Here is an 18828-nt window from a genome sequence, read left to right as displayed (position 1 = left end):
TCATAGCTATTTAACAGATGAATTGATACTCTTTGGTTTTTCTTCAGGATTAATTATTTTGAAAAATTTGGTTTTATCATTTTCCATATATTCTAACAGCGCCTCGTTGGGTTTTAGATCAAATTCGGGTTTTACAATAATTGGTGCTTTATTACCGTATTCTTTTAAAGAATCACTGTCCAAAATTAAATCCTGCTGTTTATTTTTTTGATAAAAATGCGCCAGAAATCTATTTTTAGAAACTTCTTCTATACTTGAGACTTGATTTCTAAAATGAATTTTAACAAGCTTAATATTCTTAGGAAGAACCTTTTTAAATTCAATAAAAAAATCGATTCCGCTTACTGTCTCTTCTTGCCTGTCACTCCATTTGTAAAAATAAACTGATGTTATTTCTTGAGGAAATTCCGTTTGGAATTCTTGTTTCATGGCACAAAAATTAAAGCTGATTACAATTAAAAAAAAGAAAATCGTTTTTATATACCGTTGCATCTTCTGGGAATTTAACTTAATCCTTCTTCGTTTAAAATTTTAAGAAAATGAAATCCTTTTGGGACATATCCTTGGTTATAATAAAAGCGATGCGCCGTAAAATTTCCAGTAAAGGCATCGAGAACAATCATTGTACAATCCGTTTCTTTGGCTTTTGCCTCTATATAATCCGTCATCATTTTGCCTAAACCTTTAGAACGATGTTCCGGATGAACAATAAAATTATCGATCTCTATGTATTTTCCCGACCAAAGTTTTGTTCCCGACCAAAATCCTGAAACAGCAACACAAACCTTATTTTCAAAAACAGCAACTTGCCTGTAATTATGTGGAATCATCTCAACCAGAAAGGATTCATATTTTTCCAACGCAAATGCGGGATATAAAAATCGCATTACTTCAATGTTGGCAAGCATTTCCTCAACTGTTGTCAACTCTTTAATTTCTAATTGCATTCTTCTTACTGTTTTAAACTATAAAATTAAACAAAAAAAAGAGGCTGTTCGAAAAGTAATTTCGAATAGCCTCTAAAATATATTTGAATCAATAATTTACTATCCATTCAATGCTTCCGCACCACCAACAATCTCAAGGATCTCGTTAGTAATAGAAGCTTGACGTGCTTTATTATACGTTAATTTCAATTGATTTCTCAACTCCGTTGCGTTATCAGTTGCTTTGTGCATTGCAGTCATACGTGCACCATGCTCTGAAGCAAATGAATCACGAATACCTTTATACAATTGTGTTTTCAATGATTTTGGAATCAAAGTTAACACGATTTCTTCTTTTGAAGGTTCAAATATATAATCTCCTGCAGAAACTGTAAGATCTGATTTTAAAGGTGCCAAAGGTAAAAATTGTTCTGTTTGAACAATTTGCGTCGCAGCATTTTTAAATTGGTTGTAAATCAACTCAATTTTATCATATTGACCAGAAACGAATTTCTCAGTTAATAGGTCTGCAATTGTAGCAACATTATCAAAAGTCAAATTCTCAAAAACAGCGCTTTGATTATCAACTACTGAAAGTGTTTTGCTCAAAACATCATTTCCCTTTTTACCGATAGCAAAAATATCAACTTGTTTTCCAGCATAAAATTCAGAGCGACTTTTTGCTTCTTTGATAACATTCGTATTAAATGCACCACATAAACCTCTATTTGAAGTTATGGCTACAACTAAAACCTTCTTTATCTCACGTTGCGTTGTAAACTCTCCACCTGCATCACCTTCAAGTGTAGCAGAAAGGTTTTGTAGTAATTCCGTTAATTTTTCGGCATAAGGGCGCATTGCTGTGATTGCATCTTGTGCTTTCTTTAGCTTTGCTGCAGAAACCATTTTCATTGCCGATGTAATTTGCATCGTAGACGAAACGGAAGTAATTCTATTACGGATTTCCTTTAAATTTGCCATTTAGTTTTTATTATAAATTATAAATATTGAATTATAAATTAGTGGAAAGTGACAATCACGATTTGTAATTTATAATTCAAGATTTAAAATAACTATTTAGTTATATTTTGCTGATAATTCTTTTGCTACAGTTTCAATTACATCTGTAATTTCATCTGTTAATTTCCCTGCTTTTAAAGCATCAAGAGTTGCTCTGTGTTTGTTGTTCAGGAATTCCAAGAAATCTTTCTCAAATTCTCTTACTTTGTTCACAGGAACATTTCTCAATAAGTTTTTAGAACCAGCATAGATAATGGCAACTTGATCTTCAACAGTATAAGGATCATTTAAACCTTGTTTCAATATCTCAACGTTTCTTTTTCCTTTTTCAATAACATTCAAAGTAACTGCATCTAAATCAGAACCAAATTTAGCAAACGCTTCCAATTCACGGAATTGTGCCTGATCCAGTTTCAAAGTACCCGCTACTTTTTTCATTGATTTAATTTGAGCATTACCTCCAACACGAGATACCGAGATACCTACGTTAATTGCTGGACGAACCCCTGAGTTAAACAAATCTCCATCAAGGAAAATTTGACCATCTGTAATCGAAATTACATTTGTTGGGATATAAGCAGAAACGTCTCCAGCTTGAGTTTCAATAATTGGTAAAGCGGTAAGAGAACCACCACCTTTTACGATTGATTTCAATGAATCTGGTAGATCGTTCATGTTTTTAGCAATTCCATCATCTGCAATTACTTTACAAGCGCGCTCTAATAATCTACTGTGCAAGTAGAAAACGTCTCCAGGATATGCTTCACGTCCCGGTGGTCTTCTTAATAAAAGAGAAACCTCACGGTAAGCAACAGCTTGTTTAGATAAATCATCATAAACAATTAAAGCTGGACGACCTGAATCTCTAAAATATTCTCCAATTGCAGCACCTGCGAAAGGAGCATAAACTTGCATTGGAGCTGGATCAGAAGCATTAGCAGCAACAATAATGGTATAAGCCATTGCTCCTTTTTCCTCTAACATTTTAGCAATTCCTGCTACAGTTGACGCTTTTTGTCCAATTGCAACATATATACAAAATACAGGCTTTCCTGCATCGTAAAATTCTTTTTGATTTAAGATGGTATCGATACAAACAGTTGATTTACCTGTTTGACGGTCACCAATAACCAGCTCACGTTGTCCACGTCCAACCGGAATCATAGCATCTACTGCTTTTATTCCTGTTTGTAATGGTTCAGTAACTGGTTGACGGAAGATAACTCCAGGAGCTTTTCTTTCCAAAGGCATTTCGTATAAGTCTCCACCAATTGGTCCTTTTCCATCAATTGGAAAACCAAGAGTGTTTACTACACGACCTACCATTTGTTCTCCTACTTTAAGAGAAGCAATACGTTGTGTTCTTTTTGCAGTTGAACCTTCTTTGATTCCTGTAGATGGTCCTAAAAGCACCACACCTACATTATCTTCTTCAAGATTCAAAACAATAGCTTCTAATCCATTGTCAAATTCAACTAACTCTCCATATTGAACATTAGAAAGCCCGTAAACACGAGCAATACCATCTCCAACTTGAAGTACTGTTCCTACTTCTTCCAGTGTAGCACCAGATTCAAAACCTTCTACTTGCTTTCTTAATATTGCTGAAATTTCAGCAGGTTTGATTTCCGCCATCTTAATTTATAATTTAGACACTTAAATGTGTAATAAAACTAATTACTTAACTCTCTTTTTAATACTTGTAATCTGTTGGCTACCGAAGCATTGTACTGCTTGTCGCCTATTCTTAGAATAAATCCTCCAATAATTGAAGCATCTACTATATTTTCTATTGTGATTTTTTTATCTGATAGTGTTGCTATTTTAGCCAAAACTTTAGCTTCTAATGCCGCATCCATTGTGAAAGCCGTAGTAACTTGCGCCACTTCAACACCATTCATAATATCAGATAATTTACTGTATTCTAAAGCGATAGCTTCCAGAATTTCGAATCTTTTGTTTTCAAATAACAAATGAAACAACCCTTGAGTCACCCCATTGATACCTGCAAAAACTTCTAACAGTGCTTTTTCTTTAACTTCCACTTTCATGGTAGGGTTTTGAATAAAAGTACTCAATTCCAAATTACCATTAATTGTCGAAGCGATAGATTTCATATCGTTATTTACAACTTCGGCAACACCTTTTGAGTTTGCTAAGTCTAGAATTGCTTTTGCATAACGAATTGCTGCTCTTGTACTTGCCATAATTGTTAGTTTAACTTTACGTCACCTAACATTTTCTCAACTAATTTAGTTTGAGCCTCTTTGCTAGATAGTTCGTCTTTCAATATTTTTTCTGCGATACTCAATGACAAACTAGAAACATGTAGTTTCAATTCTGCCATAGCTGCATTTTTTTCACTCTCAATTGCTGCTTTCGCTTGCTCGATCATTTTTAGACCTTGAGCTTGCGCTTCGTTTTTAGCATCAGCAACCATTTTCTCTTTCATTTCACGAGCATCTTTAAGCATGTTGTCACGCTCTAATCTTGCTTCTTGTAAAATACGTTGGTTGTCTGCTTGAAGATTTTGCATTTCTCTTCTAGCATTTTCAGCTGAAAGCAATGCATTTTTGATTCCTTCTTCTCTATCATTAACTGCATCAAGAATTGGTTTCCAAGCGAATTTTTTTAATAAGAATATTAATCCAACAAATATTGCTATTTGCCAAATAAACAAACCAAACGAAAAATCATTTATTAACTTATCCATTATATCTAATTATAAATTTTAAAGTATGAATTGCTTAATCGCAATTTTTAATGTTTTAATTTTAAAAACAATAGTCACAACCAACCGTTGTAACTATTGTTTTTTAAGCTTTAATTAAGATGCGAATAACGCAGCAAAACCAATACCTTCAATAAGTGCAGCTGCAATTAGCATAGCTGTTTGGATTTTTCCAGAAGCTTCTGGTTGACGAGCAATAGCGTCCATTGCTGAACCACCAATTCTACCAATACCTAAACCTGCTCCGATAACAATCAATCCTGCTCCTACAATAGTTGGAATTTCCATAATATATATATTAAAAATTAAACATTCTTTTTATGGTTTAATCTCTGATTTGTTTACGCTGACCGCTAAACAAATTATCAATTAAACGGTAATCAATTAATGATGCGCTTCGTCGTGATGATGCTCTTCGTTTCCTGCTCCAAAATAAAGTGCAGATAACATTGTAAAAATATAAGCCTGTAAAAAAGCTACTAAAATTTCAAGTATAGAAAGCGCAAATGCTAATCCAAAAGATAACGTGCTTCCAATCCAGCTTTTAAAGATAAACATTAAACCAATAATACTCATCAAAACAACGTGTCCAGCCAAAATGTTAGCGTACAAACGTATCATTAATGAAAATGGTTTAATGATTGTGCCTAATAATTCAATTGGAGCCAAAATAAATTTCATTGGAGTTGGTACACCTGGCATCCAGAAAATATGTCCCCAATAATTTTTATTAGCCGTAAAGGTTGTGATTAAATACGTCAACAGTGCTAGTGATGCTGTAATGGCAATATTACCTGTAACGTTAAATCCCAGCGGAGTTAATCCTAATATGTTTAAAAAGAAAATAAAGAAAAATATAGTCAATAAATAACTCATGTATTTTTTATATCCTTTTTCTCCAATGTTTGGAATCGCAATTTCATCTCTTATATAAAGAACAAGTGGTTCAAAGAAACGACCAGCTCCTGAAGCAATACCTCCATTTTTAGTGTACGATTTTGCAAGACTTGTAAACAATACAAACATTAATATTGCTATTCCTAATATACCGATTACACTTTTTGTAATTGATAAATCTATCGGAGTTGCATTTGTTGGGTGACCGTGCTCTTCTGTTAAAGTTCCAGAAGCATCCGTTTTGTATATTTTTTCGTGGTGCAATACATAATAATTACCATTGTGTTCTGCAACCTCTTCACCATGATGGAATTTTGAAGAAGAAAATACTTGCAAACCATTATCCCAAAGAATAATTGGTAATGAAAAACCATAATGCTCACCTGTTTCTTCATTTACAGAAAAAGTAAAATCATGAGCATCTAAAAGGTGATGATTGATAAATTCCTTAATTTTAGATTTTACATCTGTTGGTTTAGCGTGAGCCTCTTCTGTTGCTTCATGAGCAACTTCCGTCTTTACTTTCACAGAATCCTTTTCAGGATTTGCAAAACTAATTAGAGGAAGACACGCTACTAAAGCTACTAATATAAATCTAAGTGGTTTGTTTGAAATCACCATAACAGTTAATTATCTTAATTTATTACGTTTCTGAAATTTGGTGCAAATGTACATTTTTTATTAATATTCAAAAGCATATAAAAATTTATTTTTGGAACATTTGATACATAAACAACATATTTATTGCTTTTCGTTTAATATGCGTATCGTTAATATCGTTTCAATTGCTAAAAAGAGAATAAACATTACAAAAAAATTCTTTTTTTCTATTGCAATATTTTGATTTGAGACTTGCAATAAAGGCCTTAAAATCAAATAACAAAAAACCATTTTAATGCTTGTTCCCAGTAGAAATGACATCCCAACATTATCAAAACTGCGTTCTTTAACTTTCAACAAAGCAATAAAGACTAGAATTGATAAACCTAAAAAAAGTAAATACAGCGTTTCAATCGAATAATAAAAAGCTTCGTCATTTATATTAAAAACATGAAAAATAATTTTATGAAGAATATAGAATAATCCCGCAAGCAACAGTAAACTTAGAAGCGGTTTGTAATTTTGTAAATTCATTGAGTTTGTTTTTGCCAGCGGAGGTACTAAGGCGCAAAGTTATTTTGATTTCTGACATAGCAATATCTTGCACCTGGTCCTTACTATTTTTTCTTCCGAAGAATCACTGTTTTTTGTTGATTTCGTTTACTTGCCGTATCACATTATATAAAGCTAATGCGACACCAACCATCACCAAAATTTTATTGTAATACACTTTTGGATTGGGATGATTCTCATCTAACCAATCTCCAAGATAGGAAAACAGAAAGATGATTGCCCCCATTTGAATCGGGATATTAATCAGGGCTAACCATTTACTGGCTTGTTTTTTGTTGGGTTTGTTGTCCATCGTTTGGCATTAGATTTTTTATATTATTCTTCATTGCGCAGGAAGCGCTAAAATCAGCACCAGGTTCGACCGATAATTTCCCTACTGAAATTTCGCCTTGAATACTTGCTTTAGATTTTACATTCAGGATTTCGGTTACCTGAATTTTACCGTTGAACTTCCCTTCAATATCAGCATTTTTACATACAATATCTCCGGTAACACTTCCTGCGGGACCAATAACTATTTTTCCACTCGATTGAAAATTACCTATTAATTCCCCATCCAGTCTAAAATCCGCCTGAGAAATAATGTCACCTTTTATGGTGGTTCCCTCTACTATTCTATTAGTTTTACCCAAAAGATCAGTATATGATTTTGGCTTTTTATCAAACATGATTATTGATTTTTAGGGGCTAAATACGTGTCAAGATTTTTCTTGATTTGAATTACTTTATAATTTTCACTGGAAACCACAATGGCGGGTTCGTCGATTTTATATTTTTGGTTTTCTTTTATTGCCTGCGCGATTTCTTTGGCATAAACTTCCGAATTAATTCCATGAATGGTTATGAAATTTTCTTTTTCAGTATAAATATCATAAGAATAAGAAACCTTCTGAAAATTCTCATTAGCAATAAACAATTTTAATTTATCTTCAATTGCCTTTGTGTTTTTATCCTCTCTTGCTCCTACTTTATAAAGAATTTTCCAATTCTTGCTATCAACAATACTAAAGTCCTTTCCTTCTAAAAACGGAATTTGAGCAGTCAGTATTTCTACCGCTTTTTTACCTTCTTCGCTATTCGGATGATTATCCGCCAATTCCTGCAATGCCTTTTTATAGGCCGGTAAACCTCTGAGTTTTCCAAGAGTACTTGCTTTTAACAGTTCAAATTTCGAAACAATTTCATCTCCCGAATACTGATTAATCAAATTGTCAATATTTGTTAGCACAATAGAATACTGTTCCTGCTGATATAACTTATACCATTTATTATACACTTTATCAGGTGTTTCATTGTCTGAAACGACATTCGAATTTGTATTATTTATTATTTGTGCATAACGTGAACTCGGAAATTGTGTGGAAATTCTGTTTTTTATCGTCTCCGCTTTAGCAGCATCCGAAATTTGGTAAATTTTATATAAATTATAAAGTGTGGGTAGAATCAGTTTTTCTTCTGGATTGTTTTTTAACAATTGTTCCAGTTTAGCACTAGCCAATTCATATTCTTTGAATTTTTCTTTATAAATAACCCCAAGTTGATAATAGGCAAAATTACGTTCTTTGGCAATGCTGTCAATATCAGTTTGATTTGTTGGAAGCTGTTTTAGATAATAATCGGTTGCGTATTTTTCAACTGGTTTATCCACTGCTAATTTGTCTTCCAATGCTGCTTTGTCTCCATTTATAGAGTCTTTCACGGCAAAATCAGTTTTGTTTGCTGATAATCTCCAATTCCCATTTGAAGACCGGTCTCCCCAATTTTTTTTAAACTCCAGTTTTCCAAAAGCAATGGTTGTAGGATTGTAAAAATAGAAAACGCTAGCTGCCTGTTGGGAAGAAGAAACATCAATTGTTGGGGGTGCTAATGGTGATTTCCTTACTGGTTTTCCTGATTCCTGATTAGGGGAAGCTGGATCAATCGAAGCTGTTTTAGTATTTCTTTCTATATTTTCCTGTTTCTCTTTAAATTTCTCTTCTAAAATTCTTTTAGCTTCATCATCCTTTTTTAACTTATCGATATAATTTTCAAAATATACAACCCTATCCGTTTCTGATAAAGAAACCACGTTCAAAATACTGTCATTTGTTTTGGCAATAGCTTCCAGCTGTATTACTTCGTCTAAATCTTTTCTTGTTTTTTGAATGCGGATGAATTCTCTGGTTTTAACGTCCAACTTTACAAGAGTACTATCATAATACTTCGCTGCAACTGGATAGTCGGCATTTTTGAAATACATATTTCCTAAATCCCTATAATCTGAAGCAATCAAATATTGATCTGTTGTTGCTTTTTTTAGCGAAGCATTGTAAAAACCTAACGCTATTTTTTGCTTGTCGTTTTTATCATAAAAAACGGCCTTTTCCCTATAGATTACATCTAGAAATGGTCTGTTTTCTCTGTCGGCAATTAATTTGTTGTATGTTTTTAAAAACGCTGTTGTATCTCCGGTTTTATAATCGAATAATTGTGCTTTTTTGGCGTAAGCCTGAATAACATATTTTCTTTCAGATTTTCTATTCATATCAATCACTGATTGATAGCTGTAAATAGCACTGTCTTTTTTACCTAATTCTTCATACAATTGTCCCAGAATAAAACGATATCTCGCTCTCTCAGCATTTTTTTTGGTATATCTTTCGGCTATTTTTAATTTTGCTAAAGCGCTGTCTTTTTCTTCCAGGTTTAAAAACGCTTCTGATAAAAGTGCATTTGCATCCGCAAAAACTTGTTTTTTCAACTCTTTCTCCTTCAATAGCTTGGTGATGTTTTTTACTACCAAGGCATCGTTACCAAGTCGCATATTGGTTTTTTCTCGCCAAATTTTAGCTTCATAAATCTTACTGCTATTAGGATATTTGTATAAAATGTAATTAAATGCATCTAATGCCGGAACAAATCTTTGATCATAATATCGGGATTTACCAAGTAGTAAATATGCTTCGTCTATCTGACTGTTTTTTTCTCTCCCTCCGATGTTCATGGAGTGTTTTTGAATTGCCTTTGTGGCTTTGGTCTCGGCCAATTCAAAATCAGCATTTTTAGATTTTCCTTCCGATGAAATCTCTTCCTCCATTTGCATTCTCTCGATAGGCAAACGCTTCCAAAAGTCATCTTTATTGTTTGCTTTTAGACCATTAACCCCTTTGTCCAATCCTATTTGCCCGTTGTATAAAATATTGTATTTTGTACTCAAAGCATGGGATTTTCTCGCCATAAAATTGTCCTTTTTAGTAGAACACGCTACCAAAAACAATAAAAATCCTAGAGAAAATATATGTTTGAATGTCTTGGTTTTCAATGGTAAACGTTTTTTATCAATTAACTTCTAAAAACACTATTTAGTATAATGACTTGTAAAAATACGTTTCTTTTTGATATCGTGGAAATTATTGGGTTTCTTTTTGATTGCTCGTTTTGCAGCAGGGATTACTTCACAATGCTTTTATTTACACTGTCACTCCGTTAACTTCGTTTGAAGCGAAAATATTTTTTATCCTTTTGTTAGGAAATAAAAGATCGGGAGTGAAAAACCCAATCCTAAATCTTTCTTTTCGGTTCCCGTCCAAATTAAATTTTACACTGCAAAAAACAATTCCAGCTCTTGCAGGGTTTCTCTTGATGTTTGAATATCCTTCACTACTTCTCCCTTATTTAGGGCCACTATTCTATCACAAACCTCAACTGTATGTTGCAAATCATGGCTGGAAACTAAAACCGTTACGTCAGGATTTTCGGCTAATTCCTTGATGATTTTTTTCAATCTATTGACTGTTGTTGGATCTAAATTGGCAAATGGTTCATCTAAAATTACCACTTCAGGATTGCCTATAAGTGTGGCGATAATTCCCACTTTCTTTTGATTTCCTTTGGATAAATCACGTAAATATTTTTTATTCTTTAAGATTTCGCCATTAAAAAATTCCTCGTGTTTAGCAAGCAAAGTATCAATGTCAGCTTTATTCTGTCCACGTAAATCTCCTATGAAATAAAAATACTCTTCGGGTGTTAAGTAGCCAATTAAAAAACTTTCGTCCAGAAAAGAAGCAGTGAAAGGTTTCCAGTTTTCGCTTGAATTTACTTGAATCCCATTGTTGATAATATGTCCCGTTGAAGGTTGGATTAAATCCAACAGCAAACTAAAAAATGTGGTTTTTCCGGCGCCATTATTTCCTACCAATCCAAAACTTTGTCCTTTTTGGATTTCTAGATTTTCGATTTTAAGAACCGTTGTACCGTTATATGTTTTTGAAAGACTATTTACTTGTATCATTTTGATTTGCGATTTTAGAAATACGATTTACGAATTGAATTTATAATACTTAACCTTTTTGCTTATAGGCATCAAGAGTAGCATATTTTTCGGTTTTATAGATTTTTTCAATTAATGAAAAGACGGGGTTTCTCATGGCAAAACCTATTATTCCTACAATGGCAACCAATGCTAATCCTGTAGAGGCATCTTTTAGTGAAGAACCAGCCCAATACAAAGCAACTGGTAAAGCAAGTTGCGGAATGGAAATCAACATTGTCTTTGGATTGAAAGCTTTTTTGTCTCCAAAAGCGCCTTTACCGGAACTCAGATCTATTGGCGTTTTCGTGTAGGCTCCTCCGAGCAGCACCAAATGTGAATTTATTCCAATATTATAAATGGCGCCTACAACGATAGTAAGATAGACTTGCCATCCAAAATACAAATAGAAAGAAGCTAAAATGGTCGAAATAAAAGTCCCAATAACCATCAACCACCATTTTGAATTTAAGTAGCCTCGATAAGGAATGTTCTGTGTCATCATTAACGGGTAATAGGCACTATCCCAACTAGGAACAAATTGTCCAAAGGTGATCAAAAAACCACCCGAAACAAAAATTCCGGCAAAAATGTGCATAATTGGATTGTTATACGCTTCAATTCCATTGGAAAAGAAAAGCAAACCATAAAAAAGAAACATAATACTCAACCCAATAGTAGTCTTAGACCGCTTGTTTCTTTTAATAAGTTTGATATCGTTTTTAAGAAATGTTCCTAACGTTCCAAATTGGTTCAGCCAAGTTAAATTCTCGGTTTTAGCTATTTCATCTTTAGTGGAAAGTCCTGCGTCCAAGTATAAATTACTTTTAAAATAATTAAAAGTAAAGTAATACAATCCTGTCAGAATCAGAACCAGAATAGCAAAAAGCCATTTGGTGTGGAACAATCCGTCAAAAAAAGGAGCGCTGTAACTTGTTATATTAAAAAGCTGATAATAGTGTAATGCTACAAAAACCGCAATAATACCAATAAAAATAGCTAATAAATTATCTTTATTACTCAACAATATGTTCAGAAAATTATTGATATATACCAATGATAAAAGGGCGATATGCCAAAGAATTACGCTCAAAACATCATATCCTTCATAAATTAAAACGATGCTAAACGGCAGAAAGAAAAAAGAATGAACAAAATTAAAAAATGACAATGCTGTTTTTCCCAATGAAAAATGGACAATGGTTGATTTTTTGATTGGAAAAATTAATAACGGCCGTATGTTCATCACCGGAATTTTCTGTAACAGCAGACGGACAATTAAATCAAATAAAAAATAATAGATCAGGAATTTATTCACTGTAACCAAAGGCTCCAAATTCATTTTATCGAGAATATAGAATGCCCCAAAGCCTAATGCTAAAAAAACCAAAATGAAATAAATCGCCACAAAAGCCATTAAGATTTTAAGTGCCAGGTTGGATGCAAAGGAAGCAGATCTCGTAAAAGCCTTCCATTCGAGATAGATGAATTTTTTGAACATGGTTTTTTAATTTGGTTTGCTGATAGGTAGTCGAATTTTCCAAATTGTTACATCTAATATAAAAAAATCAACAATTATAATCTCCATTTATTTGTCGTTTCCTACTTTTGTAAAAAATTAATCACATGTCATCCTTTTTAAAACTTATTATAAAAGAAGTAAAACGTGAAACCAAAGATGCGGTTTCCATACTTTTTAATGTTCCTGAGGAATTAAAACCAAACTATATTTTTGTTGCGGGTCAATATATTAACCTTAGACTTACCTTAGATAATCAGGAAATCCGTCGTGCTTACTCCATCTGTTCTTCTTCGGAAAGTGGTGAATTAAGAATTGCTGTAAAAGCAGTAAAAAACGGTCTTTTCTCGCAATTTGCCAATACAAAACTTAAAGCGGGTGATGTTCTTGAAGTAGGAAAACCAGAAGGAAAATTTACTTTTGAACCACATGCTGACCGACAAAAAAATTATATTGCTTTTGTAGCCGGAAGCGGAATCACACCAGTACTTTCTATATTAAAATCAGTATTGAAAAGCGAATCTAAAAGCTCTTTTGTCCTTGTTTTTGGCAACAAATCTCCAGAGGAAACTATCTTTCATCAAGAATTACATGATTTACAATTACAATATGTAGGTCGCCTTTTTGTCCATTATGTTTTCAGTCAAGCCAAAGCAGAAAATGCATTATTTGGTCGAATAGACAAATCAACGGTGAATTTTGTTTTAAATAATAAACACAAAGAACTGGAATTTGATAAATTCTATTTATGTGGACCTGAAGAAATGATTAATACTGTTTCTGCTGTTTTAAAAGAAAAAAACATCAAAGAATCAGCAATAAAATTTGAATTGTTTTCAACATCTTCTAAAGAACATATAATTGAAAAATCTTTAGAAGGACATTCGAAGATCACTGTTATGGTGGACGATGAAGAAACGATTTTTGAAATGTCACAAAAACAAACCATTCTTGAAGCAGCTTTAAAACAAGGTCTTGATGCTCCTTATTCTTGCCAAGGCGGAATATGCAGTAGTTGTCTTGCTCGTGTTACATCAGGAACTGCTGAGATGACTAAAAACTCTATTCTTACTGATGGTGAAATAGCCGAAGGTTTAATCTTAACCTGCCAGGCGCATCCTACATCCGAAAGTATTTATGTAGACTACGATGACGTTTAGAAAAGTATTCGATTATAAAAAAAGAGTTTGCGATTGCAAACTCTTTTTTTATGTCTTATTTTTAGTATCACTATATTATTCTGCCACTTGTGACTGAATAGTGAGAACTACTTTCTCCGGTGAAATCGTTCGCATGGCATCCTGATATCCTTCTACTTCCTTATTTCCATATACGGAGGTTGGCAATTTTGGAAACCTATTTTTATCTGAAACCATAGCATTTTCTATCGGTTGATTAAAAGGCGAAAATCCTGCAAATGGATGTGTTGCACCCCAAAGCGTAATGACTTTTACTCCAAGCATTGCAGCAATATGTGCATTCCCGGAATCCATGGAAAGCATTACATCAAGATTACTGATGAGCTGTAATTCCTGTTGAAATTTGATTTTTCCTGCCATATTAATGACATTTTCTTTATTGGAAGAAAGAGAATCTAAGATTGCTATTTCTTTTTTTCCTCCACCAAAAAGAAAAATTTTATACAAAGCCTCGGGACTTGATTCTGATAATTGATTGACGACTTCACGCATAAGATCCAGGGGATACACTTTGGAATCATATTGTGCAAAAGGAGCAATTCCTATCCATTTTTCGCTTTTTTCTCCAGTTAATTTGATGATTTCAGTATCTAAAACCTGTTTATCTGGAAATATGGGATTCGATAAATCAACTGCAAAACCCAGTTCTTCAAATACTTTTACATGTCTTTCAAACATCGTTGGCAGTTGCATGAAAACTTTATTTTCAGATTGTGTTAATGCTTTTTTTTCTGCCCTTCCTTTATCGACCGAAGCTACTTTTTTTCCGCTTAAAGCAAAAAATGACCTCACGATTCCAGAACGCAAAACATTATGCAAATCGACGAAAGCATCGATTTTGAGTTCTTTTAATTCCCGGAACAAACGCAATAATCCAAGAAATCCTTTGTGCCTTTTTTTTTCATCGAAAGCGAAAAAAGAAACATTTGGAATGGAATCGAAAAAAGGTTTAAAAAATGGTCTGGAAACGACCGTAATTTTAACTTCCGGATGCTGATTTACAAAAGCTCGTAAAACAGGAACCGTCATGGCGACATCTCCCATTGCGGAAAGCCTCATGACGATTATATGTTTGATTTTTTGGGACAAATTAAAACAATACTTACTTCTTGTTTTGGTACAACACAGGATTCAAATCATCATCGTTGTACATTTTCATCTGTTTGTACACTTTCATGAATTTATCGCCATTTTCAATGTCTTTTAGTAAGTCATCAATTGCCGTTGACAAATCTGTTCTTTGCTCTAATAGAATATTCAATTTTGCCTGACATTTATCTCTGTGTTCTTGCGAAGCTTCTGCACGAGTAGCTTCTTCATTCATGTGATAAATTTTTAAAGCCAAAATCGATAATCTGTCAAAAGCCCAGGCAGGACTTTCAGAGTTGATTTTTGCGCCATCTTTGACCCTTATATGATTGTATTTTTGAAGAAAATAACTGTCAATATATTCCACCATATCCGTACGCTCCTGATTAGAAGCATCTATCCTTCTTTTCAAAGTCAAAGCGGCGACCGGGTCAATATTTGGATCACGGATAATATCTTCAAAATGCCATTGAACAGTGTCAATCCAATTTTTATGATACAGTAAATGCTCGAATTTATCCTTCGGAAAAGGATTATTTATAGGCTGATCTACATTATCAAATTGATGATAATCTTTAATACTTTGCTCGAAAACTGAATAAGCTAATTTTGAAAACATATCTTTATATATTAAAAGGCAAAGATACTTTTTTATACTTTTATAGATAAAAAAAACTTTAGAAGTTTAATTCCAAATTTAAAACGATGCAAATCCATATTTTATCAGAAAACAATAGTGTCCTGAACCATTTTTTAGGGCAAATTCGAAATGTGAATGTTCATAACGACAGCATGCGTTTTCGAAGAAATATTGAACGCATCGGTGAAATAATGGCGTATGAACTGAGCAAAGAATTGCATTATAAAAACGTAGATATTCAGAGTCCTCTTGGCATTAAAAAAACTACTGAAATTAAAGACCAATTGGTTCTGTGCTCTATTTTACGTGCGGGATTACCATTGCATTTAGGCTTTTTAAATTATTTTGACAATGCAGAAAACGGCTTTATTTCCGCCTTCAGACACCATCCAAATAATGATGACTACTTTGATATCGTAGTGCAATACCAAGCTATTGCTGATATAAATGGCAAAAATGTACTATTGATTGATCCCATGCTTGCCACTGGACAATCTATCGTTGCTGTTTTTAATAAACTAATGGAAAGAGGAACTCCAAAAGAAATTCACATAGCAGTTGTAATTGCAGCACCGGAAGGAATTGCATATCTTAAAAACCATTTACCCGATACGTGCCATCTCTGGATAGCTGCATTGGATGAAAAACTAAATGAGCACAGTTATATCGTTCCGGGACTTGGTGATGCGGGAGATTTAGCTTTTGGAGAGAAATTATAATTGAGAGAAAAAGGCAAACAAACTACATAGAATAAAAACAGACAAAACAATTTCCTGTTTCAATTTTAGTTGCACAATTTCAATATGACTAGTTGCCATGATTGCTAATGGGGCAAAGGTAAACAGCAATAAATCATTACTTTTATTAGATGAAATCAGGAAGATTACTATTCCAATGAAAAAAGAAGCGACAATTTTTTTGAAGGAAACGTGTAAAATTTGTGGTTTGTTAGACAATGTTGCAAACATAGAAACAATAAAAAATAATGCAACAGTAGCGTATATAGAAAAAGCGGCATTTTGGTAATTATTAGTAAAATAATCAATTCTGAAACTGATTGTTACACTTCTGGTTATATATTCCAGTATGTTTACATCGAATACAGCCGCATAAAGCATGAAAATAATTCCCGCAGTAAAAAAAGCAATAAACGGCAAAATCCAGTTTCTATAATCTCTGGAAACATGAAAAATTATTGATATGAAAACTAATACTATAAAAATAATACTCCAAAAATGAAATAATGTGGCTAAAAAAATCCACAATGAGGCATCAAATATTTTTTCTTTAGAAGCTTTAAGAGACTGCAGCGAAATTAATCGGCGAAGGGCTAACAGTATAAAGAAATTTGAAACAATTAGATTCGTATTGTCTAATACCGAAGGAAAAAAAAGTAGAAATAAAAAGTAAAAAAAAATGGTATAAGTACTGTCTTTACTCAATCCATTCTTCTTAACAATGAAATTCGTTATAAAAACTGAAGCCAATAAAATACAAAATAAAATCACTTTTTTTAAAATCAAAAAAGGGGAATTCGTCCAAGATAAATCTTGAAATTGGTACATTAAAAAGAAAACCAGCATCAAAATTACAACCAATGAAAAATTTAATGGTGTAGATTTTTTAAAAACACTTGTTATCATAAGGATATTTTATACTTTTGTGATTGTAAATATAATACTTGTTTAAAAAGGAAACCCTGCAAGTTCGAAAAGATTCTTCATAAATCAGAACTTTTTAATATACGGAGTTACCAAAAACAACTAAATAAAATTAATTTTATACATTATGAAATCATTTTTCGAAGGAATAGAATACTTATTTGTAAAGATTTTATTTGCTCCTCTAGACTTTTTACGCGCATTAGAGCTAAAATCTTGGTTTGTTGCTAATACAATCAACTGGATTTTCATGATTATTTGTGCAGCTGCAATGGTATATTGGATCAAACAATTGAAAATATTTGAAGATAACAACGAAGAAAATCAAGATACTACCGCTCACTCTTTTTTAAAATAAAACTTTAAAAAAAAGTGAACGATACTTGGAAACTATTTTAAATCGTTTCCAATATCTTTTCTAAAATACATCTTATCAAAATTTAGTTTTTCTATATTTTGATAAGATTTTTTTATGGCCTCTTCGAAATCATTTCCATAAGAAGTTACGGTTAAAACCCTTCCTCCATTAGAAACAACATTTCCGTTTTCTAATTTTGTTCCGGCATGAAAAACAATAGAGTCTTCAATATTTTCTAATCCTGAGATCACTTTTCCTTTTTCAAAATCTTCTGGATAGCCACCAGAAACCACCATAATTGTAGTCGCGCTTCTTGTGTCAATTTCAAGCGTGATTTCATCTAGCTTTTCATTGGCTACGGCCAAAAACAATTCCACTAAATCCGTTTTCAATCTTGGAATTACCACTTCCGTTTCCGGATCGCCCATTCTCACATTGTATTCAATTACAATTGGTTCGTTATTCACATTAATCAATCCGATAAAAACAAATCCTTTGTATGGAATTCCGTCTTTTTGAAAACCATCAATGGTTGGTTTTACAATGCGTGTTTCAATTTTTTCCATTAAAACAGCGTCAACATAAGGAACTGGAGAAACTGCTCCCATTCCGCCTGTATTTAATCCTGTGTCACCTTCACCAATACGTTTGTAATCTTTGGCCGTTGGCAGGATTTTATAATTTTTTCCGTCAGTCAGAACAAAACAGCTTAACTCAATTCCGTCAAGAAATTCCTCGATCACAACTTTTGAACTGGCATCACCAAATTTCTGATGCACTAGCATATTCCTTAATTCGTCTTGGGCTTCCGCCAAATCCTGAATAATCAAAACACCTTTTCCTGCTGCCAACCCATCTGCTTTTAATACATAAGGTGGTTTCAAGGTTTCTAGAAATTCGCAGCCTTTTTCAACTGTATCGACAGTAAAACTATCATAAGCAGCAGTTGGAATTTTATGTTTGATCAAAAATTCTTTGGCAAATTCTTTACTTCCTTCTAATTGCGCACCAATTTTTGATGGTCCGATAACTGGAATATGTTTTAACGCAGCGTCATTTAAAAAGAAATCGTAGATGCCTTTTACTAATGGATCTTCCGGACCTACAACTACCATTTCTACTTTTTCTTTAAGAACAAAAGCTTTTATAGCGTCAAAATCAGTTGGACTAATATCAATATTCTTGGCTATTGTTGCTGTTCCAGCGTTTCCTGGTGCTACAAAAAGTGTATCACATAGTGGACTTTGAATCATTTTCCATGCAAAAGCATGTTCTCTTCCGCCTGAACCTAGTAGTAAAATTGTCATGGTGTAGTTAATTAGTT

Annotated in this window: 21 protein-coding genes; 3 read left to right on the top strand and 18 right to left on the bottom strand. The window is 33.1% G+C overall.

From position 1 onward, the window contains the following. Positions 1 to 6 precede the first annotated feature (6 nt). From ACNQGN_RS04260 to ACNQGN_RS04195, 14 genes are all read right to left on the bottom strand, one after another. Positions 7 to 429, bottom strand: coding sequence for a hypothetical protein (locus tag ACNQGN_RS04260; protein ID WP_417986611.1), 423 nt, complete (start codon positions 427 to 429; stop codon positions 7 to 9). Positions 430 to 503: 74 nt separating this feature from the next. Next, entirely contained in the window at positions 504 to 947 is a 444-nt protein-coding gene (locus ACNQGN_RS04255) for a GNAT family N-acetyltransferase (protein ID WP_417986610.1), read from the bottom strand. A 99-nt stretch (positions 948 to 1046) separates the two neighbouring features. Beyond that, positions 1047 to 1907 carry an ATP synthase F1 subunit gamma gene (gene atpG, locus ACNQGN_RS04250; protein ID WP_417986609.1) on the bottom strand — a complete coding sequence of 287 codons (861 nt, stop codon included), beginning with the start codon at positions 1905 to 1907 and terminating at the stop codon, positions 1047 to 1049. Between the two features lie 96 nt (positions 1908 to 2003). Next, positions 2004 to 3581, bottom strand: a complete 1578-nt coding sequence (atpA, locus tag ACNQGN_RS04245) for a F0F1 ATP synthase subunit alpha (protein ID WP_073209437.1) — start codon at positions 3579 to 3581, stop codon at positions 2004 to 2006. 38 nt (positions 3582 to 3619) lie between these two features. Further along, on the bottom strand, positions 3620 to 4153 hold the full coding sequence (gene atpH, locus ACNQGN_RS04240; RefSeq protein ID WP_417986608.1) for an ATP synthase F1 subunit delta: 534 nt from the start codon (positions 4151 to 4153) through the stop codon (positions 3620 to 3622). 5 nt (positions 4154 to 4158) lie between these two features. Continuing rightward, a complete protein-coding gene (locus ACNQGN_RS04235; RefSeq protein WP_417986607.1) occupies positions 4159 to 4659 on the bottom strand; it encodes a F0F1 ATP synthase subunit B in 501 nt (166 codons plus the stop codon). A 114-nt stretch (positions 4660 to 4773) separates the two neighbouring features. Then, positions 4774 to 4965: an ATP synthase F0 subunit C gene (gene atpE / locus ACNQGN_RS04230; RefSeq protein ID WP_073353856.1), complete on the bottom strand. Its 192-nt coding sequence runs from the start codon at positions 4963 to 4965 to the stop codon at positions 4774 to 4776. Between the two features lie 96 nt (positions 4966 to 5061). Continuing rightward, positions 5062 to 6195, bottom strand: a complete 1134-nt coding sequence (gene atpB, locus ACNQGN_RS04225) for a F0F1 ATP synthase subunit A (protein ID WP_417986606.1) — start codon at positions 6193 to 6195, stop codon at positions 5062 to 5064. A 120-nt stretch (positions 6196 to 6315) separates the two neighbouring features. Continuing rightward, positions 6316 to 6708: a hypothetical protein gene (locus ACNQGN_RS04220; protein WP_417986605.1), complete on the bottom strand. Its 393-nt coding sequence runs from the start codon at positions 6706 to 6708 to the stop codon at positions 6316 to 6318. Positions 6709 to 6811: 103 nt separating this feature from the next. After that, positions 6812 to 7039 carry an AtpZ/AtpI family protein gene (locus tag ACNQGN_RS04215; RefSeq protein WP_417986604.1) on the bottom strand — a complete coding sequence of 76 codons (228 nt, stop codon included), beginning with the start codon at positions 7037 to 7039 and terminating at the stop codon, positions 6812 to 6814. Beyond that, a complete protein-coding gene (locus ACNQGN_RS04210) occupies positions 7005 to 7415 on the bottom strand; it encodes a bactofilin family protein (RefSeq protein ID WP_417986603.1) in 411 nt (136 codons plus the stop codon). The genes ACNQGN_RS04215 and ACNQGN_RS04210 overlap by 35 nt, the downstream gene beginning before the upstream one ends. Positions 7416 to 7417: 2 nt before the next feature. After that, positions 7418 to 9997, bottom strand: a complete 2580-nt coding sequence (gene porW, locus ACNQGN_RS04205) for a type IX secretion system periplasmic lipoprotein PorW/SprE (RefSeq protein WP_470303608.1) — start codon at positions 9995 to 9997, stop codon at positions 7418 to 7420. A gap of 327 nt (positions 9998 to 10324) precedes the next feature. Continuing rightward, positions 10325 to 11020 (bottom strand): ABC transporter ATP-binding protein, encoded by a 696-nt coding sequence (locus ACNQGN_RS04200; RefSeq protein WP_417986601.1) that lies wholly within the window; start codon positions 11018 to 11020, stop codon positions 10325 to 10327. A 49-nt stretch (positions 11021 to 11069) separates the two neighbouring features. Next, complete coding sequence (locus ACNQGN_RS04195) at positions 11070 to 12539, bottom strand: DUF5687 family protein (protein ID WP_417986600.1); 1470 nt, start codon at positions 12537 to 12539, stop codon at positions 11070 to 11072. A gap of 125 nt (positions 12540 to 12664) precedes the next feature. Between ACNQGN_RS04195 and ACNQGN_RS04190 the strand changes: the two genes are divergently transcribed. Then, entirely contained in the window at positions 12665 to 13717 is a 1053-nt protein-coding gene (locus tag ACNQGN_RS04190) for a 2Fe-2S iron-sulfur cluster-binding protein (RefSeq protein WP_417986599.1), read from the top strand. A 75-nt stretch (positions 13718 to 13792) separates the two neighbouring features. Here the strand turns inward: ACNQGN_RS04190 and ACNQGN_RS04185 are convergent, their stop codons facing one another. Both ACNQGN_RS04185 and ACNQGN_RS04180 read right to left on the bottom strand, forming a co-directional pair. Beyond that, positions 13793 to 14815 (bottom strand): glycosyltransferase family 9 protein, encoded by a 1023-nt coding sequence (locus ACNQGN_RS04185; protein ID WP_417986598.1) that lies wholly within the window; start codon positions 14813 to 14815, stop codon positions 13793 to 13795. 43 nt (positions 14816 to 14858) lie between these two features. Then, positions 14859 to 15464, bottom strand: a complete 606-nt coding sequence (locus ACNQGN_RS04180; protein WP_417986597.1) for a DUF4254 domain-containing protein — start codon at positions 15462 to 15464, stop codon at positions 14859 to 14861. A gap of 86 nt (positions 15465 to 15550) precedes the next feature. Between ACNQGN_RS04180 and upp the strand changes: the two genes are divergently transcribed. Beyond that, positions 15551 to 16204 (top strand): uracil phosphoribosyltransferase, encoded by a 654-nt coding sequence (upp, locus tag ACNQGN_RS04175; protein WP_417986596.1) that lies wholly within the window; start codon positions 15551 to 15553, stop codon positions 16202 to 16204. Here upp and ACNQGN_RS04170 read toward each other — a convergent pair. Next, positions 16199 to 17128, bottom strand: coding sequence for a DUF6427 family protein (locus tag ACNQGN_RS04170; protein WP_417986595.1), 930 nt, complete (start codon positions 17126 to 17128; stop codon positions 16199 to 16201). The two genes, upp and ACNQGN_RS04170, sit on opposite strands and share 6 nt — an antisense overlap. Before the next feature lie 145 nt (positions 17129 to 17273). On the opposite strand from ACNQGN_RS04170, the gene ACNQGN_RS04165 reads away from it, so the two are divergent. Beyond that, positions 17274 to 17504 (top strand): DUF6341 family protein, encoded by a 231-nt coding sequence (locus ACNQGN_RS04165; RefSeq protein WP_417986594.1) that lies wholly within the window; start codon positions 17274 to 17276, stop codon positions 17502 to 17504. A gap of 32 nt (positions 17505 to 17536) precedes the next feature. Here ACNQGN_RS04165 and purD read toward each other — a convergent pair whose 3' ends face one another. Further along, positions 17537 to 18811, bottom strand: coding sequence for a phosphoribosylamine--glycine ligase (gene purD, locus ACNQGN_RS04160; RefSeq protein WP_417986593.1), 1275 nt, complete (start codon positions 18809 to 18811; stop codon positions 17537 to 17539). Positions 18812 to 18828: the final 17 nt, after the last annotated feature.

Source organism: Flavobacterium rhamnosi, from assembly GCF_048286515.1.
Classification (GTDB): Bacteria; Bacteroidota; Bacteroidia; order Flavobacteriales; family Flavobacteriaceae; genus Flavobacterium.
The sequence above is the reverse complement of the archived record's forward strand: the minus strand, read 5'-3'. Positions and strand labels throughout refer to the sequence as shown.